Annotated in this window: 26 protein-coding genes and 1 pseudogene; 16 read left to right on the top strand and 11 right to left on the bottom strand. The window is 72.1% G+C overall.

Going from position 1 to position 25,937, the window contains the following annotated elements; genetic code table 11:
- Window positions 1-49: 49 nt before the first annotated feature.
- Both dapE and HA039_RS11345 read left to right on the top strand, forming a co-directional pair.
- A complete protein-coding gene (gene dapE / locus HA039_RS11350) occupies window positions 50-1,129 on the top strand; it encodes a succinyl-diaminopimelate desuccinylase (protein ID WP_167027574.1) in 1,080 nt (359 codons plus the stop codon).
- 136 nt (window positions 1,130-1,265) lie between these two features.
- Entirely contained in the window at window positions 1,266-2,015 is a 750-nt protein-coding gene (locus HA039_RS11345) for an LOG family protein (RefSeq protein WP_167027571.1), read from the top strand.
- A 9-nt stretch (window positions 2,016-2,024) separates the two neighbouring features.
- Here the strand turns inward: HA039_RS11345 and folP are convergent, their stop codons facing one another.
- Window positions 2,025-2,894 carry a dihydropteroate synthase gene (gene folP, locus HA039_RS11340; protein WP_167027568.1) on the bottom strand — a complete coding sequence of 290 codons (870 nt, stop codon included), beginning with the start codon at window positions 2,892-2,894 and terminating at the stop codon, window positions 2,025-2,027.
- Window positions 2,895-3,067: 173 nt separating this feature from the next.
- Between folP and HA039_RS11335 the strand changes: the two genes are divergently transcribed.
- Both HA039_RS11335 and HA039_RS11330 read left to right on the top strand, forming a co-directional pair.
- Window positions 3,068-3,421 carry a DivIVA domain-containing protein gene (locus HA039_RS11335; protein WP_167027565.1) on the top strand — a complete coding sequence of 118 codons (354 nt, stop codon included), beginning with the start codon at window positions 3,068-3,070 and terminating at the stop codon, window positions 3,419-3,421.
- Entirely contained in the window at window positions 3,418-3,999 is a 582-nt protein-coding gene (locus tag HA039_RS11330; protein ID WP_167027562.1) for a DNA-3-methyladenine glycosylase I, read from the top strand. Before HA039_RS11335 ends, HA039_RS11330 begins: the two co-directional genes overlap by 4 nt.
- Before the next feature lie 198 nt (window positions 4,000-4,197).
- Here HA039_RS11330 and chcB read toward each other — a convergent pair whose 3' ends face one another.
- Window positions 4,198-5,001 (bottom strand): 2-cyclohexenylcarbonyl CoA isomerase, encoded by an 804-nt coding sequence (chcB, locus tag HA039_RS11325; protein WP_167027559.1) that lies wholly within the window; start codon window positions 4,999-5,001, stop codon window positions 4,198-4,200.
- A gap of 289 nt (window positions 5,002-5,290) precedes the next feature.
- Here chcB and HA039_RS11320 point away from each other — a divergent pair, with 289 nt between their 5' ends.
- A complete protein-coding gene (locus HA039_RS11320) occupies window positions 5,291-5,458 on the top strand; it encodes a DUF3117 domain-containing protein (RefSeq protein ID WP_003966491.1) in 168 nt (55 codons plus the stop codon).
- A 195-nt stretch (window positions 5,459-5,653) separates the two neighbouring features.
- Here the strand turns inward: HA039_RS11320 and HA039_RS11315 are convergent.
- A pseudogene (locus HA039_RS11315) lies at window positions 5,654-6,320 on the bottom strand (O-methyltransferase).
- Between the two features lie 141 nt (window positions 6,321-6,461).
- Here HA039_RS11315 and sigE point away from each other — a divergent pair.
- The 5 genes from sigE to HA039_RS11290 all read left to right on the top strand — a co-directional run bounded on the left by sigE (window position 6,462) and on the right by HA039_RS11290 (window position 11,288).
- Window positions 6,462-7,220 carry an RNA polymerase sigma factor SigE gene (sigE, locus tag HA039_RS11310; protein ID WP_208298588.1) on the top strand — a complete coding sequence of 253 codons (759 nt, stop codon included), beginning with the start codon at window positions 6,462-6,464 and terminating at the stop codon, window positions 7,218-7,220.
- Window positions 7,217-8,095 carry an anti-sigma factor family protein gene (locus tag HA039_RS11305; protein WP_167027556.1) on the top strand — a complete coding sequence of 293 codons (879 nt, stop codon included), beginning with the start codon at window positions 7,217-7,219 and terminating at the stop codon, window positions 8,093-8,095. Before sigE ends, HA039_RS11305 begins: the two co-directional genes overlap by 4 nt.
- Window positions 8,096-8,183: 88 nt before the next feature.
- The gene (locus HA039_RS11300; RefSeq protein WP_167027553.1) at window positions 8,184-9,896 is read left to right on the top strand and encodes a S1C family serine protease; all 1,713 of its coding nucleotides are present in this window, start codon (window positions 8,184-8,186) and stop codon (window positions 9,894-9,896) included.
- Window positions 9,897-10,032: 136 nt separating this feature from the next.
- Window positions 10,033-10,506, top strand: coding sequence for a sec-independent translocase (locus HA039_RS11295; RefSeq protein WP_167027550.1), 474 nt, complete (start codon window positions 10,033-10,035; stop codon window positions 10,504-10,506).
- Between the two features lie 116 nt (window positions 10,507-10,622).
- Window positions 10,623-11,288, top strand: coding sequence for a hypothetical protein (locus HA039_RS11290; protein WP_167027547.1), 666 nt, complete (start codon window positions 10,623-10,625; stop codon window positions 11,286-11,288).
- Between the two features lie 119 nt (window positions 11,289-11,407).
- Here HA039_RS11290 and HA039_RS11285 read toward each other — a convergent pair whose 3' ends face one another.
- From HA039_RS11285 to HA039_RS11275, 3 genes are all read right to left on the bottom strand, one after another.
- Entirely contained in the window at window positions 11,408-12,568 is a 1,161-nt protein-coding gene (locus HA039_RS11285; protein WP_167027544.1) for an Mrp/NBP35 family ATP-binding protein, read from the bottom strand.
- Between the two features lie 63 nt (window positions 12,569-12,631).
- Window positions 12,632-13,222, bottom strand: coding sequence for a DUF1003 domain-containing protein (locus HA039_RS11280; RefSeq protein WP_167027541.1), 591 nt, complete (start codon window positions 13,220-13,222; stop codon window positions 12,632-12,634).
- Window positions 13,212-14,486, bottom strand: coding sequence for a magnesium transporter MgtE N-terminal domain-containing protein (locus HA039_RS11275; RefSeq protein WP_167027538.1), 1,275 nt, complete (start codon window positions 14,484-14,486; stop codon window positions 13,212-13,214). Before HA039_RS11275 ends, HA039_RS11280 begins: the two co-directional genes overlap by 11 nt.
- 216 nt (window positions 14,487-14,702) lie before the next feature.
- On the opposite strand from HA039_RS11275, the gene HA039_RS11270 reads away from it, so the two are divergent.
- Window positions 14,703-15,497 (top strand): hypothetical protein, encoded by a 795-nt coding sequence (locus HA039_RS11270; protein ID WP_243869357.1) that lies wholly within the window; start codon window positions 14,703-14,705, stop codon window positions 15,495-15,497.
- Window positions 15,498-15,545: 48 nt separating this feature from the next.
- On the opposite strand, the gene HA039_RS11265 is transcribed toward HA039_RS11270, so the two are convergent.
- Window positions 15,546-16,061 (bottom strand): hypothetical protein, encoded by a 516-nt coding sequence (locus tag HA039_RS11265; RefSeq protein WP_167027535.1) that lies wholly within the window; start codon window positions 16,059-16,061, stop codon window positions 15,546-15,548.
- A gap of 84 nt (window positions 16,062-16,145) precedes the next feature.
- Complete coding sequence (locus HA039_RS11260) at window positions 16,146-17,273, bottom strand: magnesium and cobalt transport protein CorA (RefSeq protein ID WP_167027532.1); 1,128 nt, start codon at window positions 17,271-17,273, stop codon at window positions 16,146-16,148.
- Window positions 17,274-17,697: 424 nt separating this feature from the next.
- Between HA039_RS11260 and HA039_RS11255 the strand changes: the two genes are divergently transcribed.
- The 4 genes from HA039_RS11255 to HA039_RS11240 all read left to right on the top strand — a co-directional run bounded on the left by HA039_RS11255 (window position 17,698) and on the right by HA039_RS11240 (window position 20,949).
- Complete coding sequence (locus HA039_RS11255; protein WP_167027529.1) at window positions 17,698-18,324, top strand: suppressor of fused domain protein; 627 nt, start codon at window positions 17,698-17,700, stop codon at window positions 18,322-18,324.
- A gap of 142 nt (window positions 18,325-18,466) precedes the next feature.
- Window positions 18,467-19,105, top strand: coding sequence for a DUF6758 family protein (locus tag HA039_RS11250; protein WP_167027526.1), 639 nt, complete (start codon window positions 18,467-18,469; stop codon window positions 19,103-19,105).
- A 149-nt stretch (window positions 19,106-19,254) separates the two neighbouring features.
- The gene (locus HA039_RS11245; protein WP_167027523.1) at window positions 19,255-20,124 is read left to right on the top strand and encodes a PHP domain-containing protein; all 870 of its coding nucleotides are present in this window, start codon (window positions 19,255-19,257) and stop codon (window positions 20,122-20,124) included.
- A 219-nt stretch (window positions 20,125-20,343) separates the two neighbouring features.
- Entirely contained in the window at window positions 20,344-20,949 is a 606-nt protein-coding gene (locus HA039_RS11240; protein ID WP_167027520.1) for a MarC family protein, read from the top strand.
- A 120-nt stretch (window positions 20,950-21,069) separates the two neighbouring features.
- On the opposite strand, the gene HA039_RS11235 is transcribed toward HA039_RS11240, so the two are convergent.
- A complete protein-coding gene (locus HA039_RS11235; RefSeq protein WP_165840668.1) occupies window positions 21,070-21,222 on the bottom strand; it encodes a hypothetical protein in 153 nt (50 codons plus the stop codon).
- A gap of 177 nt (window positions 21,223-21,399) precedes the next feature.
- On the opposite strand from HA039_RS11235, the gene HA039_RS11230 reads away from it, so the two are divergent.
- Window positions 21,400-22,311: an NYN domain-containing protein gene (locus HA039_RS11230; RefSeq protein WP_208298587.1), complete on the top strand. Its 912-nt coding sequence runs from the start codon at window positions 21,400-21,402 to the stop codon at window positions 22,309-22,311.
- A 28-nt stretch (window positions 22,312-22,339) separates the two neighbouring features.
- Here HA039_RS11230 and HA039_RS11225 read toward each other — a convergent pair whose 3' ends face one another.
- Together HA039_RS11225 and HA039_RS11220 are read right to left on the bottom strand one after the other, a co-directional pair.
- Complete coding sequence (locus HA039_RS11225) at window positions 22,340-23,203, bottom strand: alpha/beta fold hydrolase (RefSeq protein ID WP_167027517.1); 864 nt, start codon at window positions 23,201-23,203, stop codon at window positions 22,340-22,342.
- Between the two features lie 542 nt (window positions 23,204-23,745).
- Window positions 23,746-25,731, bottom strand: a complete 1,986-nt coding sequence (locus HA039_RS11220) for a DEAD/DEAH box helicase (protein WP_243869355.1) — start codon at window positions 25,729-25,731, stop codon at window positions 23,746-23,748.
- Between the last annotated feature and the right edge of the window lie 206 nt (window positions 25,732-25,937).

The raw sequence follows: 25,937 nt of genomic DNA, 5'->3' as shown, positions 1-25,937 counted from the left end.
CCAGGGACCCGTTCCCGCCGCCCGGAACGATTCGTCTAGGGTCCTTGCCATGCCCGACACCGCGCTCGACCTCACCCTGGACGGACCGGCGCTCACCGCCGCCCTCGTCGACTTCCCCTCGGTCAGCGGCGACGAGAAAGCTCTCGCCGACGCGATCGAGCTGGCACTGCGCCCGCTGCCGCACCTGACCGTCGAGCGGTACGGCAACAACATCGTCGCCCGCACGAACCGGGGGCTCGGCGAGCGGATCATCCTGGCCGGGCACATCGACACCGTCCCCATCGCCGACAACGTGCCCTCCCGGCTCGACGACAACGGCGTCCTGTGGGGCTGCGGCACCAGCGACATGAAGTCGGGCGTCGCCGTCCAGCTGCGCATCGCCGCGACCGTCCCCGAACCCAACCGGGACCTCACGTTCCTCTTCTACGACAACGAAGAGGTCGCCGCCCACCTCAACGGCCTCGGGCACGTGGCCAAGGCCCACCCCGACTGGCTGGAGGGCGACTTCGCCATCCTGCTGGAGTCCTCCGACGGCGAGGTCGAGGGCGGCTGCCAGGGCACCCTGCGGGTCCTCCTCCGTACGGAGGGCGAACGCGCCCACTCCGCGCGCGGCTGGATGGGGTCCAACGCGATCCACGCCGCCGCGCCGATCCTCGCCCGGCTCGCCGCGTACGAGCCCCGCAAGCCCGTGATCGACGGGCTGGAGTACCACGAGGGCCTCAACGCCGTACGCATCGAGGGCGGCGTCGCCACCAACGTCATCCCCGACGCCTGCACGGTCACCGTCAACTACCGGTACGCCCCCGACCTCGGCGAGGCGGAGGCCCTGGCCCACGTCCACGAGGTCTTCGCCGACTGCGGCGTCGCAGAGTTCGTCGTGGACGACCACTCGGGCGCGGCCCTCCCCGGCCTCTCCCACCCCGCCGCGGCCGCCTTCATGGCCGCGGTCGGCGGCACGGCCCGGCCCAAGTTCGGCTGGACCGACGTCGCCCGCTTCGGCGGCCTCGGGATCCCCGCGGTCAACTACGGCCCCGGCAACCCGCTCTTCGCCCACAAGCGGGACGAACACGTCGTGGTCGAGCGGATCACCCACTGCGAGAACCGGCTGCGGGAGTGGCTCACCGCCTGACGCGTACCCCCGAAAAACCGGGCCGCCCGGAGGAACGCCAGGTCTCCGCCCTGCCGACCACCGGAATTTCGCCATTTGTCACGTCCATGGACCTACCCTTGCCCAGAACCAAGCACCGCAGCGGAGGGAGCAGCTCATGGGCATGCCTGAAGGGGCGCGGAAGCCGGAGGAGCAGAGGCTCGGCCCGGTGATCCGCCGCCGGGAACAGGTGCAGGCCGGCACGACCGACCAGCGGCTGCTGGACACCGAGGGCGACTCGGAGTGGGTGCACACCGACCCCTGGCGGGTCATGCGCATCCAGTCCGAGTTCGTGGAGGGCTTCGGCGCCCTCGCCGAACTGCCGAGCGCGATCAGCGTCTTCGGCTCCGCCCGTACCCCGGTCGGCACACCCGAGTACGAGGCGGGCACCCGGATCGGCCGCGCCCTGGTCGAGGCCGGGTTCGCGGTGATCACGGGCGGCGGCCCCGGCGCGATGGAAGCGGCGAACAAGGGGGCGCGTGAGGCGAAGGGCGTCTCCGTCGGCCTCGGGATCGAGCTGCCCTTCGAACAGGGGCTCAACCCGCACGTCGACATCGGCGTGAACTTCCGCTACTTCTTCGTACGGAAGACGATGTTCGTGAAGTACGCGCAGGGATTCGTGGTCCTGCCCGGCGGCCTCGGGACCCTGGACGAACTGTTCGAGGCCCTGACCCTCGTCCAGACCCGCAAGGTCACCCGCTTCCCCATCGTGCTCTTCGGTACGGAGTACTGGGGCGGCCTGGTCGAGTGGCTGCGGAACACGGTCGTCGCGCAGGGCAAGGCGTCCGAGAAGGACCTCCTGCTCTTCCACCTCACGGACGACGTGGACGAGGCGGTCGCGCTGGTCACCAAGGAGACCGGCAAGTAGTCCTTCGTGTCACGCCAGTCCCCGGCGGGCGACCGCCGGGGGCCGGTGGCCCGCGAGGGACGCCACCATGTCCAGCACCTGGCGGGTCTCCGCCACCTCGTGGACGCGGTAGACCCGCGCCCCCAGCCACGCGGACACCGCCGTCGTCGCGAGCGTGCCGATCAGCCGCTCCTTGACCGGCCGGTCGAGGGTCTCCCCGACGAAGTCCTTGTTCGACAGCGACACCAGCACCGGCCAGCCGGTCTCCGCCATCTCGCCCAGCCGCCGGGTCGCCTCCAGCGAGTGCCGGGTGTTCTTCCCGAAGTCGTGGCCGGGGTCGATCATGATCCCGTCCTCGCGCACCCCCAGCGCCACCGCGCGCTCGGCGAGGCCCAGCGTGACCCGCAGGATGTCCGCCATCACGTCGTCGTACGCGATCCGGTGCGGCCGTGTACGGGGCTCGGCGCCGCCCGCGTGCGTGCACACCAGCCCGGCGCCGTACCGCGCCGCGACCTCGGCGAGCTTCGGGTCCACCCCGCCCCACGCGTCGTTCAGCAGGTCCGCGCCCGCGTCGCAGACGGCCTCGGCGACCTCGTGGCGCCAGGTGTCCACGCTGATCACCACGTCGGGGTGGCGCCGGCGGACCTCGGCCACGAAGCCGACCGTCCGGCGCGCCTCCTCCTCGGCGGACACCTCGTCCCCGGGGCCGGCCTTCACGCCGCCGATGTCGATGATCGCGGCGCCGTGCGAGACGGCCTGCTCGACGCGGTCGAGCGCGGGCTCGTCGCGAAAGGTCGCGCCCTGGTCGTAGAAGGAGTCGGGGGTACGGTTCACGATCGCCATGATCACCGGCTCGTCCGCCCCGAATTCCCGCCGTCCCAGCCGCAGGGTCCCGCGCATGCGTGTTTCCTTCCTCACGTCCACTCGCCTGCGACCTTAGACCGCGGGGTGGGTGGGGGAGGGCGGCGCGGGTGGGTCCGGGCGGCGGTGCCCCGGGGGCGGCGCCGGGTCGGTGCCCGGCGCGATCCCGTGGCACGATCGGCACCGGACGTTTCCTGCCCGGGGAGAAGCACGTGTTCTTGTTCTTGCTCATCGCCATGGTCGTGGTCGTCGCCGGGGTCACCCTCGCGGTGGTCGGCGGCGGCGATCGCGCGGTCCTGCCCGACGTGGCGCCCGAACAGCTGGTGGACCCGCTGCCCGCGACACGCCCGGTCGGCCGCGCCGATGTCGAGGCGCTGCGGCTGCCCGTGGGGCTGCGCGGCTACCGCATGGCGGACGTGGACGACGCCCTCGGCCGCCTCGGCGCGGAGCTGGCGGAGCGCGACGCGCGGATCGCGGAGCTGGAGGCGGCGCTCGCGGGGGCGCAGGCGACGGCGGTCTCGTCGCCCGACCTCTTCAAGAAGCCCGGCTGGGAGGGCCCCCGATGACGGCTCCCGTCGGCGTGGTCGAGGGGGCGGACGGGCGGCTGCGGTGTCCGTGGGGCACGTCCGCCGAGGACTACGTGGCGTACCACGACTCCGAGTGGGGGCGGCCCGTCCACGGGGACGACGCGCTCTTCGAGCGGATTTCCCTGGAGGCGTTCCAGTCCGGGCTGTCGTGGATCACGATCCTGCGGCGGCGGGAGGGGTTCCGGGAGGCGTTCGGGTCCTTCCACATCCCGACTGTGGCGAAGTTCACGGACGCGGACCGGACGCGGCTGCTGGCGGACGCGGGGATCATCCGCAACCGGGCGAAGATCGACGCGACGCTGGCGAACGCGGGGGTGCTGGTGGGCTGGGAGCCGGGGGAGCTGGACGCCCTGGTCTGGTCCCACGCCCCCGACCCCGCCACGCGCCCGGCGCCGCGCACGGGGGCGGATGTGCCGGCGGTGACGGAGGAGTCGGCGGCGCTGGCGGCCGCGTTGAAGCGCCGGGGGATCCGCTTTGTGGGTCCGACGACGGCGTACGCCTTGATGCAGGCGTGCGGCCTGGTCAACGACCACATGGAGGCCTGCGACTTCCGCTGACGCCTCGCGGGCGCGGCTCACCGATGTCCTCAATCGCCGGACGGGCTGGATATGCCCGGCCTCGGCGCCAAGCTGCGGATGGCATTTGGGCCGCAGCGGCACCATCAAGCCCGTCCGGCGATTGAGGACAGCTAGTAAGCCGCGCGGCCCACCGGCCCCGAAGCCCGTCCGGCGATTGAGGACGAAGCGCCTGGTCGGTCAGCGGCCTACGAAGGTGGGTGTGGTCTTTGACAGGAAGGCTTCGACCGCGATGCCGTGGTCGTCGGACGAACCTGCGGCCGACTGCAACTCGTCCTCCTTGGCCAGCGCCTCCCCCAACGTCCTCCCCGCCCCGTACGCCAACGACTCCTTCAGCGCCGCGTACGCCACCGTCGGCCCCGACGCCAGCGTCCGTGCCACCGCCAGCGCCTCCGCGGCCAGCGACTCCGCCGGGACCACCCGGTGCACCAGCCCCAGCGACAGCGCCTCGTCCGCCGGTACCGACCGGGGGAACAGCAGCAGGTCCGCCGCCCGCCCGGCGCCGATCAGGCGCGGCAGCGTCCAGGACACCCCCGAGTCCGCCGTCAGAGCCACCCCGGCGAACGCCGTCGTGAAGGACGCCTTGTCCGACACCACCCGGTAGTCCGCCGCCAGCGCGAAACCGAGGCCCGCCCCCGCCGCGACCCCGTTCACCGCCGCCACGACCGGCTTCCGCATCGACGTGATCGCCAGGATGATCGGGTTGTAGTGCTCGCGCACCGTCCGCATCGTGTCGTTCGAGCCCCGCTCCCGGTCCGCCGCGCGCAGCGCCACGTGCTCCTTGAGGTCCTGCCCCACCGAGAACGCCCGGTCCCCCGCCGCCGTGAGCAGCACGCCCCGTACCGCCGGATCCGCCCCCGCCGCCTCCAGCGCGTCCCGGAGCGCGACCTTCGTCGCCACGTCGAGCGCGTTCCTGGCCTCGGGCCGGTTGATCGTGATCGTTGCGAGTCCGTCACTCACCTCGTACAGCACGGTGTCGGCCATGATCGGGTCCCCTTCGCGGCTCGGTCGCTCCTGTCCGGGACCAGCATGGCCCACGGAAGCCACCCACCGGGCCCTGTGAGGCGTCTCGCGGCGGCGAAGTATCGCAGGCCGATCGCCGAATTGAGTGGTTTTGCGGAAGCGCGTTGCGCAAGCGATGCCGACCGATGTTGGTCATCGGGTCCCGCCATGCGGGATAATGGCCTGGAAGCAATGTGTTCGATGCCGGTGACACAGCGCCTGTCATGGGGCCGCCGGCGGAGATGAGCTGGTTTCAGGAAGGGGAACGAGCATGGCGGCCATGAAGCCGCGGACGGGCGACGGCCCGCTCGAGGTGACCAAGGAGGGGCGGGGCATCGTCATGCGCGTTCCGCTCGAAGGCGGCGGTCGGCTCGTCGTCGAGCTGACCCCGGACGAGGCGGATGCCCTCGGCGACGCTCTCAAGAAGGTCGTCGGCTGAGCGGAACGTACAGTCTTCGGGGTCGTGCGTCACCCCCGGATCGACACCACAGCTGTCCCGGCACGGATCAGGTCCGAGCCGGGGCAGCCTTTTGTGTACGGGCTTGTGTACGGAAGCACCCGAGCGCACCGGCATAGCGCCCCCGGTGCGGCGTCCCGGTATGAGGAATGCCACGTTCCGCGCGAGGCGGAGACGTCAGCCCCGACGGACCGCGCACAGCAGCCCGTCCCCCACCGGCAGCAGCGCCGACTGGAGCTCGTGGCTCTCCCGTACCGCCCGCAGCAGCTCCCGCAGCCGCAGCACCTCGGCCGGCTGCGCGGCGGAGTCCACCGTGCGGCCGTCCGCGAACATCCCCTCGAAGCAGACCAGGCCGCCCGGCCGCAGCAGGCGCAGCGACTCGTCGAGGTAGTCGAGGGACTCCAGCCGGTCCCCGTCGCAGAAGACGAGGTCGTACCCGCCGTCGGCGAGCCGGGGCAGGACGTCGAGGGCGCGGCCGGGGATGAAGCGCGCGCGGTTGCCGGTGAAGCCGGCCGCGCGGAAGGCCTGCCGGGCGAACTGCTGGCGCTCCGGTTCGGTGTCCACCGTGGTCAGCACGCCGTCGGGCCGCATGCCCTGGAGCAGGTACGTCCCCGAGACCCCCGTCCCGGTACCGATCTCGGCCACCGATTTCGCGTCCAGCGTGGCGGCGAGCAGACGCAGCGCGGCACCGGTGCCCGGTGACACCGAGCGAAGCCCCGTCTCGTGAGCCCGGTCACGGGCCCACTCCAGTGCTTCGTCCTCGGCGACAAAGGCGTCGGAGAACGCCCAGCTCGTCTGCCGGTTGGCGGTAATGACCCTCTCCTTGTCCCCGTTGGCGGCGCAACGGTGACTGTATCCGCAACGCCCGGGAACCCGCAGATGGGACCGGGCGTTATGAGGGGGTGGGGAGCACGGGGATCAGCGGCTGGGATCGGCCCCATATTCACGTAAAGATTCTTATCCGGAGCTAACGGGCGAGGTGGCTATGGTAGGGGCTCCACTGGACACCACCAGAGCCGATAGGGGAGGTGCGGCTGAGCCTGTGGATCGGGGAGGAGTGCTCCGGCGCTTCCTCAGGTCGGCGGGTGAGCCGAAATCCGTGACCAACTTCGCTGACCGTTCTCGCTCCAACGACTCCGCAGTTACGGCGACGTTCGCATCGGATGCGGATGCTCAGGCGTGGACGCCCCCCAGCTGGGAGGAGATCGTCAGCACGCACAGCGGCCGCGTCTATCGCCTCGCCTACCGGCTGACGGGCAACCAGCACGACGCCGAGGACCTGACCCAGGAAGTGTTCGTCCGGGTCTTCCGCTCGCTGTCCACCTACACCCCCGGCACGTTCGAGGGCTGGCTGCACCGCATCACCACCAACCTGTTCCTCGACATGGTCCGCCGCAAGCAGCGGATCCGGTTCGACGCGCTCGGTGACGACGCGGCGGAGCGGCTGCCCAGCCGTGAGCCGTCCCCGCAGCAGGTCTTCCACGACACCCACTTCGACGCGGACGTCCAGCAGGCGCTGGACACCCTCGCGCCCGAGTTCCGTGCCGCGGTCGTGCTCTGCGACATCGAGGGACTGTCGTACGAGGAGATCGCCGCGACCCTCGGGGTCAAGCTCGGCACCGTCCGCAGCCGGATCCACCGCGGGCGTTCGCACCTGCGCAAGGCCCTCCAGCACCGTTCGCCCGAGGCCCGGGCCGAGCAGCGTGCCTTCGTGAGCGTGGCCGGGGAGGGCGGAACGGCGTGAGTGCCACCAGCCCGACCCCCGCCGAACAGCATCTGGGGGACCGACTCGCCGCCCTCGTGGACGGGGAGCTGGACCATGACGCGCGCGAGCGTGTGCTGGCCCATCTCGCGACCTGTGCCAAGTGCAAGGCGGAGGCCGACGCGCAGCGCCGGCTGAAGAACGTGTTCGCGCAGGCGGCCGGACCCCCGATGTCGGCGGGCCTGCTCGCCAGACTCCAGGGGCTGCCCGGCGGCGGCCCCTCCGGCCGGGACGACGACGGTCCCCGCCGGGGTCTCTTCGACGGGGGCACGTTCGGGAACGGCGTGTTCGGGGCGGGCTCGGGCGGGTTCGACGACTACGACGACTACGAGGGATACGAACCGGCCGCGGCGCACTCCGGGTTGACCCCGGGCGGCTCCGGCTTCCGGATCCACGAGGTCGGGCGCGAGGCGGCGGAGCGTTCCCCGTGGCGCGCACGGCGGTTCGCGTTCGCCGCGGCGAGCGCGGTGTCGTTCGCGGCGATGGCCCTGGGCGGTTCCGTCCCCCTCGGCACGGCAGCCGACGTGCTGCCCCGCGGCGCGGGCAACAACGTGACGCCGCTGCGGGCCCCGGCGGGGAACACGGCCCCGGCGCCCTTCGGCGCGGAGACCGGCCGGCGCTTCGGCACGGCCCCGCCCACGGTGTCGCTGGTCCGGCAGGCCCCCTCGGCGCCTCCCGGGATGCTCAACAGCCCGTATCTGAGCAGCCCGTACCTGACCACGCCGTCCCTGGCGCCGTTCCTGCAACCCCCGGGCCCGGCCCTCCAGGTCGACGCGCCCTCCGGGACGAGCCCGACGGCCGCGCCCCGGCCCTCCCAGCTCGCGGCTCCGACTCTCCCGCTGTCGCCCGCGCGCTGACCGCGTCCTGCGCACCGATTCGTAAACCTGGTTGAATCCTCGCAGGGGTGCCCCCGTCGGGGCGCGGAGCGGCAGTTGCGGGGAGAGCATGGACGACGGGAAGCCCACCGGACCCAAGGCGAAGTGGTGGAGCCGACCGGCACCGGGCCGGGCGCCGGAGCAGGAGCCGGTGCGGTGGGACGAAGCGGGGGCGGCCGGGACGGCCGAAGTACCCCCGCGGCCCGAGGCGTCCGGCGCGCACGTGCCGTCCGTACCGCCGCAGGAGCGCCCGCGGCCCTTGCACGAGCCCGACGCGTACGGCACACCGCCCTACGGCGGCCCAGGACCCTGGGCGCCCGCGCCTCCCGTACAGCCGCCGACCCCGGCACACGGCGTGTTCCTGCCCCCGTCGGCGGACCACCCCCAGGACGACCCGTACCGCGTCCCCGAAGCGGGCGACCCGTACCGCGTCCCCGAAGCGGGCGACCCGTACCGCGTCCCCGAAGCGGGCGACCCGTACCGCGTCCCCGAAGCAGGCGACCCGTACCGCGTCCCCGAAGCGGGCGCCCCCTTCGGCGCCCCGGGAAGCGGCCACGGAAGCGCTCCCGGCGCCCCGGGCGGCCCCGGCCTCCCGCCGGCCGCGCAGTGGCGCCAGTACGACCCCTGGGGCGCCCCCGGACAGCAGCCGTTCACCGAGCACGGCGAGGCGCCCCGCCCGCGCAGGCGCGTCGGGATCGTGTCGGCCCTGCTGTTCGCGCTCCTCACCGGCGTCGTCGGCGGCGCGGTCGGCGCGAACGTGGAACGCAACAACGGCTTCACCGACGTCGAACTCCCGCAGGCGGGACCCGACCGCGGCGACCGCGCGCCCGACAGCGTCGCCGGGATCGCCGCCAGCGCCCTGCCCAGCGTCGTCACCCTGCACGTCAGCGGAGCCGACGAACAGGGCACCGGCACCGGCTTCGTCCTCGACCGGCAGGGCCACATCCTGACGAACAACCACGTCGTCCAGCCGGCGGGCGCCTCCGGCGAGATCTCCGTCACGTTCAGCGGTGGCGAGACCGCGCGGGCGAAGATCGTCGGCAAGGACAGCGGCTACGACCTCGCGGTGGTGAAGGTGTCCGGCGTCTCCGGCCTCAAGCCGCTGCCCCTGGGCAACTCCGACAACGTCCGGGTCGGCGACCCGGTGGTGGCCATCGGCGCCCCCTTCGACCTCTCCAACACCGTGACGTCCGGCATCATCAGCGCCAAGGAACGCCCCATCACCGCCGGCGGGGAGAAGGGCGACGGGAGTGACGTCAGTTACGTCGACGCCCTCCAGACCGACGCCCCGATCAACCCCGGCAACTCGGGCGGCCCGCTCGTGGACAGCAAGGCCCGCGTCATCGGCATCAACAGCGCCATCCGCGCCGCCGACACCGGCGGGACCGCGGAGGGCGGCCAGGCCGGCTCGATAGGGCTCGGCTTCGCCATACCGATCAACCAGGGCAAGCGGGTCGCCGAGGAACTCATCAACACCGGCAAGGCCGCCCACCCCGTGATCGGGGTGAGCCTCGACATGGAGTACACGGGCGACGGCGCCCGTGTCGGCAAGAAGGCCGCGGACGGCAGCCCCTCGGTGGTTCCCGGCGGCGGCGCCGACAAGGCGGGCATCAGGTCCGGGGACGTCATCACCGAGGTCGACGGCCAGCGGGTGCACGGCGGCCAGGAGCTGATCGTCAAGATCCGCGCCCACCGCCCCGGTGACCGGCTGGAGCTGACCGTGGTGCGCGGAGGCAGGGAACGGACCGTGACCCTGACCCTGGGATCGGCGAACGGCACCTGACGGCCACCGGAAGGTACCGCCCGGACAGTTCGGGCAGGTACCGTGGAACGGCCCGGCACCCGAGCCACCCCAGGCCAGGACAAAACCGTCACGGCCGCGGGCCCGGAGACACACGGAGAACACGAGGAGCAGCTAGGTGTTCAATGACATAGGACCGCTGGAGCTGGTCACGCTCGTCGTCCTCGCCGTGCTCGTCTTCGGTCCGGAGAAGCTGCCCAAGGTCATCCAGGACGCGACCCGGTTCATCCGGAAGATCCGTGAGTTCGCCGACACCGCCAAGGAAGACATCAAGTCGGAGTTGGGCCCCGAGTTCAAGGACTTCGAGTTCGAGGACCTCAACCCGAAGACGTTCGTGCGCAAGCACCTCACGGACGGCGAAGAGGACACCTTCGGCCTCAAGGAGATCCGCAGCTCGTTCGACCTCCGCAAGGAGATCACCGAGGTCGCCGACGCGGTGAACAACCGCGACGACGCCAAGGCCGCGGCCAAGGACACGCCCATGGCGGCCACCACCGCGGTCAACGGTTCCGGGGGCACGCCGGACCTGCTGAAGAAGCGCGAAAACCCCGATCGGGACGACCGGCCCCCCTTCGACGCAGACGCCACCTGAGTACGACCAATCCCAACGAGTCGGGACCGGGTGGCTATCCTCCATCTGTCCGGCAGTGAGGCGCCCGTCGGGGGCGGGCCGCTCCGGACACCGAGATCGAGGAGGCGTCCGGGTAGATGGAGACGACGAGTCGGGTAGGGGCGCAGACCGCGCCCAGCTCATCCACTGCCGAGGGGGTGCCAGCAGCCCGGCGTACGGTCGAAGGCTATCTGCGGGCAGCTTTCCCCTGGTACGGGCTGGACGAGGCGTTCACGGGACCCCGCTGGCTGATGCAGGTCGGCGCCGCCGCGGACGGCACCGTGCAGCACGGATCCACCGGCCACGGCGAGGAGCCGACGATAAGACCGGACGCGTCCGGCGCGGACAAGGAGCGGTTCGCGGTCGTCGTGACCGTCGCGGCCGGACCCGTACGCCGAACCGGTGACGGTACGGGCCATCTGGACGCCACGACCGTGTCGTCGGCAGCCTGGCTGGCCGGCTCGGGGCTGCTGATGTCCACCTGGCCCGCGCAGCTCGACCACATGCTGCGCGACGACTGGCTGGCCCAGCAGACCGAGGCCGCGTTCGAACTGGCCGACGACCTGGAAGGCGCCGACTGGTCCGCGCTTTCCCTGCCCGTCGACGGCGTGCCGACGCCCTTCCACTACCGCGAGACCGAGTTCGGCTGGGTCCTGGCCGGGTCGGCGCCCAGCGGCGTCCACATCGGCGCGTACGGGCGCGGCATGAGCGCGTACGGGCTGGGCTTCTCGGCGATCGAGGACATCACGGCGTACGCGCACTGACCCGCCGTACACCGGGACATGACCGGCACGGGTGAGGGGCGGCCGCCGAAGCGGCCGCCCCTCACCCGTGCACCTCGTCCAGTGAACCCGCGAACCCGTGTCACCACGGGCTCAGCGGCTCAGAACTTGTTCCTCGGCGTGATCCCCAGCGACATGCCCGACAGGCCCCGCTGACGGGCACCCAGCTTGTTCGCGATGCCCCGCAGCGCCGCGCCCGCCGGCGAGTCCGGGTCGGAGAGCACGACGGGCTTGCCCTCGTCGCCGCCTTCCCGCAGCCGTACGTCGATCGGGATCGCGCCCAGCACCGGCACCGTCGCCCCGGTCGTTTTCGTCAGCCCCTCCGCGACCGCCCGGCCGCCGCCCGTACCGAACACATCGATCATCTCGTCGCAGTGCGGACACGGCAGGCCCGACATGTTCTCGACCACGCCGACGATCTTCTGGTGGGTCTGCACGGCGATCGAGCCCGCCCGCTCCGCGACCTCGGCCGCGGCCTGCTGCGGGGTGGTCACCACCAGGATCTCCGCGTTCGGCACCAGCTGCGCCACCGAGATCGCGATGTCGCCCGTCCCCGGCGGGAGGTCGAGCAGCAGGACGTCCAGGTCGCCCCAGTACACGTCCGCGAGGAACTGCTGGAGCGCCCGGTGCAGCATCGGCCCGCGCCACACCACCGGCGCGTTGCCCGGCGTGAACATCCCGATCGAGATGACCTTCACCCCGTTCGCCGACGGCGGCATGATCATGTTCTCGACCTGGGTGGGCTTGCCGTCCACCCCGAGCATCCGCGGCACGCTGTGCCCGTAGATGTCCGCGTCGACGACCCCGACCTTCAGCCCGTCGGCGGCCATCGCCGCCGCCAGGTTCACCGTCACCGAGGACTTGCCGACGCCGCCCTTGCCGGACGCCACCGCGTACACCCGGGTCAGCGACCCCGGCTGGGCGAAGGGGACCTCACGCTCGGCCTTGCCGCCGCGCAGCGACGCCGCCAGGTCCTTGCGCTGCTCGTCGCTCATCACGTCCAGCGTGACGTCGACGCGGGTGACACCCGCCACCGCGGCGACCGCTTCCGTGACGGTCCGGGTGATGGTGTCGCGCATCGGGCAGCCCGACACGGTCAGGTAGATGGTCACGGCCACCGCGCCGTCGGCGCCGATGTCCACGGATTTGACCATGCCCAGGTCGGTGATCGGCCGGTGGATCTCGGGGTCGTTCACCGTCGCCAGTGCGTCGCGCACCGCGTCTTCCGCCGGGAGGACGGTTCCGTACGTGTCGGTAGCCATACCCAGATGGTACGGCGCCGGGCGGCCCCCTCGGCAAGGCCGGGCGGGCGGCCGGCGGGACCGTCAGCGGTCGGACTCGTCCCGCTCCGGACGGCCGTCCTCCGCGAGCCGCTCCCGCTGCTCGCCCAGGTCCTTCATCAGGTCCTGGAGCTCCGAGCGGAGCCAGTCGCGGGTGGCGACCTCACCCAGACCCATCCGCAGCGCCGCGATCTCCCGCGTCAGGTACTCGGTGTCCGCGATCGACCGCTCGTTCTGCACCCGCTCCTGCTCCTGCGTGACCCGGTCCCGGTCGTCCTGGCGGTTCTGCGCCAGCAGGATCAGCGGCGCCGCGTACGACGCCTGGAGGGACAGCGCCAGCGTCAGGAAGATGAACGGGTACTCGTCGAAGCGCAGCGCCTTCGGGACGGTGATGTTCCAGATCACCCACAGGATGATCACCAGCGTCATCAGGACGATGAACCGCCCCGTCCCCAGGAACCGGGCCACCCGCTCCGACAGCCGCCCGAACGCCTCCGGGTCGTAGTCGGGCAGCAGCCTGCGCCGCTGCGGCCGCGGCTGGTCCAGCCGCACCCGGGGCCCGCGGGTCAGCGCGGTCGACCCGGCGCGCGCCCGCTCCTTGGCCGCGCCGTCCTTGTCCGTGCGGTCACTCGCCACGGCCGGCCTCCTCCAGGCCGCGGAAGCCCGTCTCGCGCCAGTCGTCCGGCAGCATGTGGTCCAGCACGTCGTCGACCGTCACCGCGCCGAGCAGCGAGCCGCTCTCGTCCACGACGGGCGCCGAGACCATGTTGTACGCGGCCAGGTGACTCGTGATCGCCGGCAGCGGCGTGCCCGGCGACAGCGGCGGCAGGTCGGTGTCCACGATCGAGCTGACCAGGGTGAACGGCGGATCCCGCAGCAGCCGCTGGAAGTGGACCGTGCCCAGGTACTTGCCCGTCGGGGTGTCGTCGGGCGGCCGGCAGACGTACACCTGCGCCGCCAGCGCGGGGGAGAGGTCCTGCTGCCGTACCCGCGCCAGCGCGTCCGCCACCGTCGCGTCGGGGCGCAGCACGATCGGCTCGGTCGTCATCAGACCGCCCGCGGTGCGCTCCTCGTACGACATCAGGCGCCGCACGTCCGCCGCGTCGTGCGGCTGCATCAGCGTCAGCAGCCGTTCCTTGTCCGCGTCGGGCAGCTCGGAGAGCAGGTCCGCCGCGTCGTCCGGGTCCATGGCCTCCAGGACGTCCGCCGCGCGCTCCTCCTTCAGCTTGCCGAGGATCTCCACCTGGTCGTCCTCGGGCAGCTCCTCCAGCACGTCGGCGAGCCGGTCGTCGTCCAGGGCCGCCGCCACCTCCGCGCGCCGCTTGGGCGTCAGATGGTGCAGCACGTTGGCCAGTTCGACCGGGCGCAGCCGCTCGAAGGTCGCCACGAGGTTCTCCGCGCCCTGCCCGTCCTCCTCCAGCGAGAAGCCGGTGACGGCCGACCACTCGACGGTCAGCGCCTCGCCGCGCCGCCGCAGCGCGCCGCCCTTGCCGCGCCGTACGAAGACCTTGTCGATCTCCCACTCGCGGCGGGCCGGGAGCTGATGGACCGCCACGTCCAGGACCGTCACCTCGTCGTCGTTCTCCACCAGCCGCACCCGGCGGTCCAGCAGCTCGCCGAGGACCAGGCGCTCCGTCGGGCGCTGCTCGAAGCGGCGCACGTTCACCACGCCCGTGGTGATCACCTGGCCCGACTCGATGCCGGTGACGCGGGTCATCGGCAGGAAGATCCGGCGCCTGCTGAGCACCTCGACGACGAGGCCGAGCAGCCGCGGGGGGCGCCGTCCGACGCGGAGCATCGCGACCAGGTCGCGCACCCGCCCCACCTGGTCGCCGCTGGGATCGAAGACCGGCACCCCCGCGAGGTGCGAGACGAAGACCCGGGGTGCGCCTGCCGCCATCCGAGGGCCTCCTTGGTGGTCCGACGTGGGTAGCCTCTTGCCCTTGATTGTCCTTCTATCCTGCGGGATTACGGGTTAAGGCTAGCCCGTCCCCGTGCGGGACGCCCTGGTGGATCCGTCCGTACGGCGTCCCCGAGGCTCCGTGCCGAACCCCTCACCCGGCCCCGGTACGCTGCGGTCTGCCACCTCCCACCGCGTATGAGAGGCAGTGTGTACGTGACCGCTCCCATGTCCTCCGGCCGTGCCCGCAGGGCCGTGTTCTCCGTCGCGTTGTGCGCGGGGCTCGTGACACTCCTCGCGGCGTGCAGCACCCCCGAGGACCCGGACGCGGGGACCAACGGGGTGGGGAAGCTGACCGCGGTCGAGATCGAGAAGAAGGCGCAGGCCGCCGTGGACGGCGCGGCCGCCGTCCGGCTCTCCGGGGCGCTGGTCAGCCAGGGCGAGACGTACCGCCTCAACATGCGCCTCAAGGAGAACGGCGGCACCGGGTCGGTGACGTCCGCGGACGACACCTTCGAGCTGATGCGCGTCGAGGACGACCTGTGGCTCAAGGCCGACGCCGGTTTCTGGACGCACGAGAGCGAGGGCGGCTCCGACGGCGAGGCGAGCGCCCCCACCACGAGCGACACCGAGGCCGCGGACAAGCTCCAGGACAAGTACGTGAAGGTGCCGCAGGACGACAAGTCGTACAAGCAGCTGCGCGGCTTCACCGACATCAAGGTGCTGCTCGGCGGGTTGCTGTCGCTCCACGGCGAACTGACGAAGGGTGACCACAGCAAGGTCGGCGGCATCCGCACGATCAAGGTCATCGCGAGCAAGGGCGCGGGCGGCACGCTCGACGTGTCGTTGCAGGGGGTGCCGTACCCGCTCCAGCTGATGCGGGCGGGCGGCGCGGGGACGCTGACGCTGACGGACTGGGGCAAGGACTTCACCCTGGAGGCCCCGCCCAAGGGGCAGACGGTCGACTACGGCAGCGACCTGCCGGAGTCGAGCTCCTCCTCCGACGGCTGACGGGGCGCCGGCTCACGGGCCGTCTCCCGGGCCGCGGGCCCGGCCGGTTCAGCGCGCGGCGCGCTTGCGCCGCGGGAACAGGAGCCGTCCCAGGGCCGCGGGGGCCGGCTGGCGGGTGGTCGCCCCGGTCGGCAGCGGTACGGCGGCCAGCGAACCGTCGGGCAGGCCCGGCGCCACCTCACCCGGCGTCAGCCGCAGGACCCGGCACTCGCGGGCCCAGCGCTCCGGCATCACCTCGGCGTCCGGCGCGTTCAGCCGCTTGCCCTTCAGCTCCGCGACCGCCGCCTCCCACTCCTCCGAGCGCGGTACGAGTTCGGCGACGGCCGCCGTCCAGGCGACCAGCCGGCCGCCCTTGTCCTTGCTCCGTACGGTGACCTCGGCGGCGGACCCGTCCGCGAGACCGGGCAGGGGCTGCTCGCCGGGGCCGTCGCCGACCAGGTACAGGGCGCCCTCGTGCCACACGTACCAGAGCGCCCGTTCGGGGCCCGAGCCCCGCACCCAGACGACGCCGGACTTCTTCGTGGCCTCCTCGACGAGCGCCTGGCCGAGCAGCGGTTCAGTCATGCGGGCAGCTTAGACCGGGCGCCTTGGGCCGGGCGGCGCGGACCACTTCGAGCGGACCGGTCGGAGCGCGGGGGCCGACGCGGCTCAGAGCCAGCCGTTGCGCTTGAGGCTGCGGTGGATCGTCAGGCAGGCCACCCCGATCGCGACCAGCACCATCGGATAGCCGTACCGCCAGTGCAGCTCCGGCATGTGGTCGAAGTTCATGCCGTAGATCCCGCAGACCGCCGTCGGGACGGCGATGATCGCCGCCCAGGAGGTGATCTTGCGCATGTCCTCGTTCTGCGCGACCGTCGCCTGCGCCAGGTTGGCCTGGAGGATCGAGTTCAGCAGCTCGTCGAAGCCGATGACCTGCTCGTGCACCCGGGCCAGGTGGTCGGCCACGTCCCGGAAGTACTTCTGGATGTCCGGGTCGACCAACCGCATGGGCCGCTCGCTCAGCAGCTGCATCGGCCGCAGCAGCGGCGACACCGCCCGCTTGAACTCCAGCACCTCGCGCTTGAGCTGGTAGATCCGCCCCGCGTCCGAGCCCCGCGGCCCCGCCGCCTTCGACGGCGCCGAGAACACGTCGATCTCGACCTCGTCGATGTCGTCCTGCACGGCCGCCGCCACCGCGACGTACCCGTCCACCACGTGGTCGGCGATGGAGTGCAGCACCGCGGAGGGCCCCTTGGCGAGCAACTCCTCGTCCTCCTCCAGCCGGTGGCGCAGGGTCCGCAGCGAGCCCTTGCCGCCGTGCCGGACGGTGATGACGAAGTCCCGGCCCGTGAAGCACATCACCTCGCCGGTCTCGACCACCTCGCTCGTCGCGGTCAGCTCGGTGTGCTCGACGTAGTGGATCGTCTTGAAGACGGTGAACAAGGTGTCGTCGTACCGCTCCAGCTTCGGCCGCTGGTGCGCGTGCACCGCGTCCTCCACCGCCAGCGGGTGCAGCCCGAACTCGGCCGCGATGCCGGCGAACTCCTCCTCCGTCGGCTCGTGCAGGCCGATCCAGGCGAACCCGCCGCTCTCCCGCACCCGCAGCATCGCCTCGTGGGGCGTGACGCACGGGTCCTTCTTCACCCGCCGGCCGTCGCGGTAGACCGCGCAGTCCACGACCGCGGTCGACGCCGAGGGGTCACGGGTGGCGTCGTAGTTGTCGTACTTGCCGTAACTGGCACTGGTCTTGCGCAGGGACGGGCGGACCGCTGCGCGCAGGTCACGAATCATCGACATGGCGGGCTCCTTCACGGAGAGGCCGTCGGCGAGGCGTGGCACAGCCCGGAATGGGGACGTGATGCGTACGTCCGCAAAGCGGGCGGTACCGCGGGGTCGCGGTAACGGCGTTCGCTACAGACAGGCGTGAGTAAAGGTGAGCTGAAGCGCTCTTCCGTCGTGCGAACTGCCGCGGGCCCGGGGAACGGGCGGGGGCCTCAGATCACAGAGGAAAGGAAAGGTGCGGAAGAGCGGCTGGTACTGGCCGGGTGACTTCGATCCACCGCAGCCCCACCTCCTCCGGCCGGTCCCCCTTGGGGGACGACGTGTGTCGGGACCGAGAGACACGCTTCCGCGTGCTGTCCCTACCGGCGGCCAAGACTATCAGCTGACAGCTGGCCAATAGATCCTCTTGCCCGTTCCTGACGCGATCTATGCTCCCCGCATGGGAGAAATACTGGCTCGGGTCGAGGCCCACCTCAGGACCGCTCTGGGCGAACCGGACGCGCGCGCGGCGGTGACCTTCGTGGGCACGGACCGTTTCGAGGTGCTCCGCTTCCACGGCTCCCCGGGCGACGGCGACTCCCCGGGCGGCGGCCGGGACGAGGACGCGGTGGTGCGGTACGCGACGCTCGGCATGTCCGCGCAGCCGATGGGGGATCCGGCGCAGATGCTCGCCGACCCGGTGAAGGGGCCACGGGCGGAGCTGGTCCTGTCGGTACGGGCCGGGCTCGCCGCCACCGACCAGGTGCTGCGCCCGCTGGCCGTACTGGCCGCGTCACCGCAGGTCGAAGGGGTGATCGTGGCCCCGGGCGCCTCGCTGGACCTCGGTGGCCCGCTCTGGCCAGGGGCGCCCTTCCACTCGGTCCTGGTGGGGGAGCCGGGCGGGCTGGTGGCCGACCTGGAGCTGGAGGAGCCGATGGAGCCGGTGCGCTTCCTGCCGCTGCTGCCGATGACGGTGAACGAGGCGGCGTGGAAGCGGGTGCGGGGGGCGCGGGAACTCCAGGAGCGGTGGCTGTCCCGGCGCACGGACCTGCGTGATCCGCTGCGCCGGTCGGTCGCGCTGGACTGACCGGCCTGGCGCGCCGCACTGACCGGCCTGGCTCGATCCCGCCGGTCGGTGGTACGCGTCCGGCCGGATACGCGAACCTCTTCGCGGCAGCTCAGGTGATCGTCCTTGACGGGGCGTCGAGCGGGGAGGACCGTGGGGCGCTATGAGGGGCGAACCCAGTTGCCCGAAGTGCGGTGGCCGGATCAGGGCGCCCGGCCTCTTCGCCGACTCGTGGGAGTGCGACGCGCACGGCGCCGTGCAGCCGCTCCAGCCGGTGATACCACCCAGCGTCGAGGCGCTCGGCGTGGTGGTGAACCGGGCGCGCGTCCCGGTCTGGATGCCCTGGCCCCTGCCCGTCGGCTGGCTCTACACCGGCGTCGCCCACGCGGGCGACGACCGCGGCGGCGGCCGGGCCACCGCCGTCGCCTGCTCGGGCCCCGCGCCGCTCGGCGGGGTCGGGGAACTGCTGCTGATCGCCGAGGAGCTGGGGGTCGGGCTCGGGGCGCGGTACGCGGGGATCGAGGGCCCGGACCCCGGGCCGCGCATACGGATCGACCGGCCGCCGCACGCCAAGCTGCTCGCCGCCGGGCGGCCCACCCCGCTCTGGCAGGTCGAGGGCACCCCGGACGACCGGGCCGTGTTCGCGGGGGAGGCGCTCGGGCTCTGGCTCTGGGCCATCGTCTGGCCCGAGCAGTCGGGGCTGCTGCTGTACGACGAACTGGTGCTGACCGACCTGCGCGACGCCGGCACGGAGGTGGAGCTGCTGCCGTGCGGGGCGCTGTCGCCGAGACTGCTGTCCTGACGCGCGGCGGCACGCACCGCGGGCGCCGCACCGAGGTGCCGCACGAACGCCCCGTACCCGGGCGTTCGAATCGACCGTTATCCTGGAGCGTCCCCTCAGCCGTCCGCGCAGCCGTCCCCCGGCTGTCCCGAGTCCTGGAGTCACGCGTCGTGCGCATCGACCTGCACACCCACTCCACCGCCTCGGACGGCACGGACACCCCCGCCGAACTGGTCCGCAACGCGGCCGCCGCCGGACTCGACGTCGTCGCCCTCACCGACCACGACTCCACCCGCGGCCACGCCGAGGCGATCGCCGCCCTCCCCGGCCTCGACCGGGAACTGACGCTGGTCACCGGCGCCGAACTCTCCTGCCGCGTCGACGGCGTCGGGCTCCACCTGCTCGCCTACCTCTTCGACCCCGACGAGCCCGACCTGCTGCGCGAACGCGAGCTGGTACGCGACGACCGCGTCCCGCGCGCGAAGGCCATGGTCGGCAGGCTCCAGGAACTGGGCGTCCCGATCACCTGGGAGCAGGTCGCCCGGATCGCGGGCGACGCCTCCCTCGGTCGCCCCCACGTCGCCACCGCCCTCGTCGAACTGGGCGTCGTCGAGACCGTCTCCGACGCCTTCACCTCCGACTGGCTCGGCAACGGCGGCCGCGCCTACGCCTCGAAGCACGAGCTGGACCCCTTCGACGCGATCCGCCTGGTCAAGGCGGCCGGCGGCGTCACCGTCTTCGCCCACCCCCAGGCCGTCACCCGCGGCGCCGTGGTCCCGGAGTCCGCCATCGCACGCCTCGCCGCCGCCGGCCTCGACGGCATCGAGATCGACCACATGGACCACGACGCCCCGACCCGCGCCCGGCTGCGCGGCCTCGCCAAGGACCTCGGCCTGCTCGGGACGGGGTCGAGCGACTACCACGGCACCCGGAAGTTCGTGGAACTCGGCGCGTGCACCACCGACCCCGAGATCTACGGCGAGATCACCCGGCGTGCCTCGGGAGCCTTCCCGGTGCCGGGCGCGGGCGGACGCGCGTAACCCAGGACGCCTGACGCCCGGGCCTTCCGGCACAGGACGTCCGCCTCGGCCGGCTGACGCCCGACGCCCCGTCGTGGCCGGCGGGCTCACGCCCGCGACACGACGCCACGCCCGTACCCCGCCACCGCACTCCCTCGCGCGGCCCTCCGCGGCCCCGCGCTGTGTTCCGCCCACCCACCGGACGGGCCCGACGGCCCGTCATTCCCGCTAGGCCTCACCGTGTTCGACCTCGCCGTGTTCGGCTCCCTCTTCCTCACCCTGTTCGTGATCATGGACCCGCCCGGGATCACGCCGATCTTCCTCGCCCTCACCTCCGGCCGGCCCACCAGGATCCAGCGCAATATGGCCTGGCAGGCCGCGGCCGTCGCCTTCGGCGTGATCGCCGTCTTCGGCGTCGCCGGCCAGCAGATCCTCGACTACCTGCACGTCTCCGTGCCCGCGCTGATGATCGCGGGCGGCCTGCTCCTGCTGCTCATCGCGCTCGACCTGCTGACGGGCAAGACCGACGAGCCCAAGCAGACCAAGGACGTCAACGTCGCCCTCGTACCCCTCGGCATGCCGCTCCTCGCCGGTCCCGGCGCGATCGTCTCCGTCATCCTCGCCGTCCAGCACGCGCACGGCCTGGCGGCGCAGGTCTCCGTCTGGGCGGCGATCCTGGCGATGCACGTCGTCCTGTGGGTGACGATGCGGTACTCGCTGGTCATCATCCGGCTGATCAAGGACGGCGGGGTGGTGCTGGTGACCCGGCTGGCGGGGATGATGCTCTCGGCGATCGCCGTGCAGCAGATCATCAACGGCATCACCCAGGTCGTCCAGAACGCCTGAGCACACAGCAGCGCCCCCGTACGGGTGATCCGTACAGGGGCGCTTTCACAAGGCGTCGGTCGTCAGGCGTCCGTCGTGCGTCGTCGGTCGTCGAGCGGTGGTCCGGGTATGGGGTAAGTGTTACGAGGCCGAGGATTCGGCCGGTCGGATGTAGATGCGCTGCCCCATCGCTGCGGCCTGCTGCACGATCCGATTGACGGAGGCGGCGTCCACGACGGTCGAGTCCACTGCGGAACCGTCGACATCGTCAAGACGCATGATTTCGAAGCGCACGCGCTTCTCCCTTCGTCTGATCCTCCTGCTGGAGAACTATGGATGACGGGCTTGCCCGCCGTTGCCTACATGAGTCTGCAACGGCTTGCCCTCTGCAAACATTCCCTACGCTAAGGAAATTTTTCGGGTGGCTAACTACTGGCGGGTACGGTGCGGTCCACGGAGAATGAAACGCGTATGAACGAGGCAGAGATCAACCCAGAGCTCCACGACATCGGTGCCCGTCTGGAGCGCACCAACGAACTGCTCCAGCGCGTGCTGGCGGAGGTCGGCAAGACCCCGTCCACACACGCCATCTTCGTCGACGCGGGTTACGTCTATGCTGCGGCCGGGTTGCTTGTAGCGGGCACCGAGGACCGGCGGTCGTTCGACCTGGACGCCGAGGGCATCATCGAGGCCTTCATCGACAAGGCCAGGATCATCTTCGCGGACAGCCGGCTGCTGCGCGTCTACTGGTACGACGGCGCCAGGCGGCGCATCCACACCCCGGAGCAGCAGCTCATCGCCGAGCTGCCGGACGTCAAGGTCAGGCTCGGCAACCTGAACGCGAACAACCAGCAGAAGGGCGTCGACTCGCTGATCCGCACGGACCTCGAATCGCTGGCCCGGCACCGCGCGATCAGCGACGCCGCGCTGGTCGGCGGGGACGAGGACCTGGTGTCCGCCGTCGAGGCCGCGCAGGGGTACGGGGCCCGGGTCCACCTGTGGGGCATCGAGGCGTCCGAGGGGCGCAACCAGGCGGAGCCGCTGCTCTGGGAGGTCGACAGCCAGCGCACCTTCGACCTGGACTTCTACAAGCCCTTCGTCACGCGCCGCCCGGTCACGACGTACGAGCACGAGGGCGACCCGCCGCCCTCCCGCGACCAGGTGCGCTTCATCGGCGCGCAGATCGCGGCGACGTGGCTCGCGGAGCGGGGGCGGATGGCGATGGGCGAGCTGCTGCCGGGCCATCCGTACCTGCCCGGACCGGTGGACCAGGACCTGCTGATCGAGGCGGAGAAGCTCCTCCAGCGGTCGCTGCGGGGGCACTCCGTGCTGCGGCGGGCGTTGCGGGACGGGTTCTGGCAGCACCTCCAGTCGAACTACTGACGCCGCCCGGTAGGCCTCTGGCAGGTCTTTAGTAGGCCTCGTCCCAGAAGTCCGCGAGCGCCTTGGCCGTCGCGTCGGGGCGGTCGGTGTTGGGGGAGTGCTCGGCGCCGGTGATGACGGTCCTGCGCGCGCCGAGCCGGGTGGCCATCGAGTCCAGCCAGGCCACGGGCCAGGTGTCGTCGCGCTCGCCCGACATCACGTGCTTGGGCAGCGGCTGTACGGCGGCGAGCTCGGCGACCCGGTCGGGCTCCGAGGCCAGCTGGCGGCCGGCGGCGATGAGCTGGGCGGGGTGGGTGCGGAGCCAGCGGTGGCGCAGTTCGGCGCCGTCCGTGGGGGTTTCCTCGGCGGGCGCGTCCATCGCCTGCATGGCCGCCCACACCTCCTCCATCGTCATGGTGGAGAGGGCGTCGCGGAGCAGCTTCAGCTTCTCGCGCTGGGCGGGGGCGACCTCGGCGGGGCCGGAGGACAGCAGCGTCAGCGAGCGGAACGGCGCCCTGTCGAGCAGGACGGCCGCGCGGGCGAGGTGGCCGCCGAAGGAGTGTCCGAGGAGGTGGACGGGGGTGCCGTCGGTGCCGGTGGCGTCGAGGGCCTCGGCCTGGGCGAGGATGTCGGCCGCGAGCTCGCCCTGGGTGTAGGCCTCTTCGGTGTCGGGGCCCTCGGTCTCGTACTGCCCCCTGCCGTCCACGGCGACGACCCGGTACCCGGCCTGCGTGAGGGGCTCCAGCAGCGCGATGAAGTCCTCCTTGCTCCCGGTGAACCCGGGCACGAGCAACGCGGTCCCCTGCGCCCGCCCGGCAGGCCGAGCATCGAGCGCCGCGAAGCGCCCGCGGCGGGTGCGGAGGGGGGTGGCTCGGGCGCAGGGGGGTGGGGTCCAGGTGGGGGGCCTACTCATGGGATGAGGGTACGCCGGGGTGGTCTTGGTGCGGGTTGCTGTTTGGTGTCCTCAATCGCCGGACGGGCTTGATGGTGCCCGCTGCGGGCCGGTGGCCATCCTCGGGTTGTCGCCGGGGGTCGGCCAGGGGCCATGTCCTGCACTGCATGTTTTACGTCGCGCTCACCCTGCTGTGTCAGCAACGCCCGTCACGCGACACAAAACACGCTCTACGTTCCGGACACGACCCCTGTCCGCCCCCCTTCCAGGCGCGCGTACAGGCAAATCCAGCCCGTCCGGCGTTTGAGGACATCTTTGACCGCAACGGTCACGCCCGACCGCAACCCCTCTCAAGCCCGTCCGGCGTTTGAGGACGTCTTTGACCCGCAGGGTCATCGGGCCCGAGCCACATTCAGCCTGTCCGGCGCTTGAGGACATCGGTGACCGCAACGGGCAGGCCCGACCGCAACCCCCTCAAGCCCGTCCGGCGATTGAGGACATGGGGTGGGTATGCCGGTGGCCCGCGTCCCCGGGGTGGGGGAGCGGGCCACTGGTGGTGAGGGTCAGGCTTCCGGGGTTGCCTCGGGGGTCTTCGCGCGGGTGCGGCGACGCGGCTTCGTTTCGGGGGCGGTTTCCTCGGTGGCCGCCGTCTCTACGGGAGTCTTTGCGCGGGTGCGGCGGCGCGGCTTTGTCTCGGGGACGGTCTCCTCGATGGCCACGACCTCGGCCTCTGCCGGCTTGGTTGCGCGGGTGCGGCGGCGGGGCTTTGTTTCCGCGACGGCCTCGGCGACTACCGCCTCCGGTGCTGCCGCCTCGGCCACCGCGTCCGCGGGCTTCGTTGCGCGGGTGCGGCGGCGGGGCTTGGTGGCGGGCTCCGCGTCGGGCGACGACACGGGCGGCTCCGCCACGATCACCGCCGCGGTCTGGAACGTCGCCTCCGGAGCGGCACCCGCCTCCACGACCGCGGCGCGCGTGCGCCGACGGCGGCGCGGCGTGCGCGTCTCCGCCGACTCGACCGGGTCCGGCGTCTCGACCACGACGGCCGTCTGGAACTGCGGCTCGGGCGCCTGGACCGGCGGCTGCGCCAACGGCTCCAACCGTACCCGGGGCTGGCCCGAGGACTGCTTCGCCCTGCTCCGCGCGGGTGCGGAAGCGGTCACCGCTACCGGCGCCTCGGTCGGCTGCTCGGCCACAGCCACGGCCACGTCCACGACCTCGGCCCCACCCCCGCGCGTACGGCGGCGCTGCCGAGGCGTACGCGTACGCGCCGGGCGCTCCTCGCGGACGGCGGACGCGGCGGCGGCCACCGCGGGCGACTTGCGGCCGCGGCCGCCCGTCTCGCCCAGGTCCTCGACCTGCTCCGCCGCCAGTCCGGCGCGCGTCCGGTCCGTACGCGGCAGGATCCCCTTCGTGCCGGCCGGGATGTTCAGCTCCTCGAACAGGTGCGGGGACGTCGAGTACGTCTCCGGCGGGTCCGGGAAGCCCAGGTCCAGCGCCTTGTTGATCAGCTGCCAGCGGGGGATGTCGTCCCAGTCCACGAGCGTCACGGCGATACCGGACGCTCCCGCGCGGCCGGTCCGGCCGATGCGGTGGAGGTACGTCTTCTCCTCCTCGGGCGACTGGTAGTTGATGACGTGCGTCACACCTTCGACGTCGATACCGCGCGCGGCGACGTCCGTGCACACCAGCACGTCCACCTTGCCGTTGCGGAACGCGCGCAGCGCCTGCTCGCGGGCGCCCTGGCCCAGGTCGCCGTGGACCGCGCCGGAGGCGAAGCCGCGCTGGGCGAGCTGGTCGGCGATGTCCGCCGCCGTGCGCTTCGTACGGCAGAAGATCATCGCGAGGCCGCGGCCCTCGGCCTGGAGGATGCGCGCGACCATCTCCGGCTTGTCCATGGAGTGGGCGCGGTAGACGCGCTGCGTCGTGTTGGCGACCGTCGCGCCCGCGTCGTCCGGCGACGTGGCGCTGATGTGCGTCGGCTGCGACATGTACCGGCGGGCGAGACCGATGACCGCGCCCGGCATGGTCGCCGAGAACAGCATCGTCTGGCGCTTGGGCGGCAGCAGCTGGATGATCCGCTCGACGTCGGGCAGGAAGCCCAGGTCGAGCATCTCGTCGGCCTCGTCCAGGACGAGGGCGCGGATGTGCGAGAGGTCGAGCTTCTTCTGGCCCGCGAGGTCGAGGAGCCGGCCCGGGGTGCCGACGATCACGTCGACGCCCTTCTTGAGCGCTTCCACCTGGGGCTCGTACGCCCGGCCGCCGTAGATGGCGAGCACCCGGACGTTCCGCACCTTGCCGGCGGTCAGGAGGTCGTTGGTGACCTGCTGGCACAGCTCGCGGGTCGGCACGACGACAAGCGCCTGCGGTGCGTTGGTGAGCTTCTCGGGGGCCGCGCGGCCCGCCTCGACGTCCGCGGGGACGGTGACGCGCTCCAGGAGGGGGAGACCGAAGCCCAGGGTCTTGCCCGTGCCGGTCTTCGCCTGTCCGATGACGTCCTTGCCGGACAGGGCGACCGGGAGGGTCATCTCCTGGATGGGGAACGGGGACATGATGCCGACGGCTTCGAGTGCTTCTGCCGTCTCGGGGAGGATTCCGAGGTCTCGGAAAGTCGTAGTCAGGGTGCTGCCTCTTCTGTGAGACGCGACGCGAGGCGAACGCTGGGGGTCGTACCGCACCTGGGTACTCAGCCGACCGTGGATTGGCCGGATGGCGCGGGACCACTGCCGTCGCTCGAGCGCTCGTGCCGCTGAGGGGG

The sequence above is a fragment of the Streptomyces liangshanensis genome (assembly GCF_011694815.1).
Classification (GTDB): Bacteria; Actinomycetota; Actinomycetes; order Streptomycetales; family Streptomycetaceae; genus Streptomyces; species Streptomyces liangshanensis.
The sequence above is the reverse complement of the archived record's forward strand: the minus strand, read 5'-3'. Positions and strand labels throughout refer to the sequence as shown.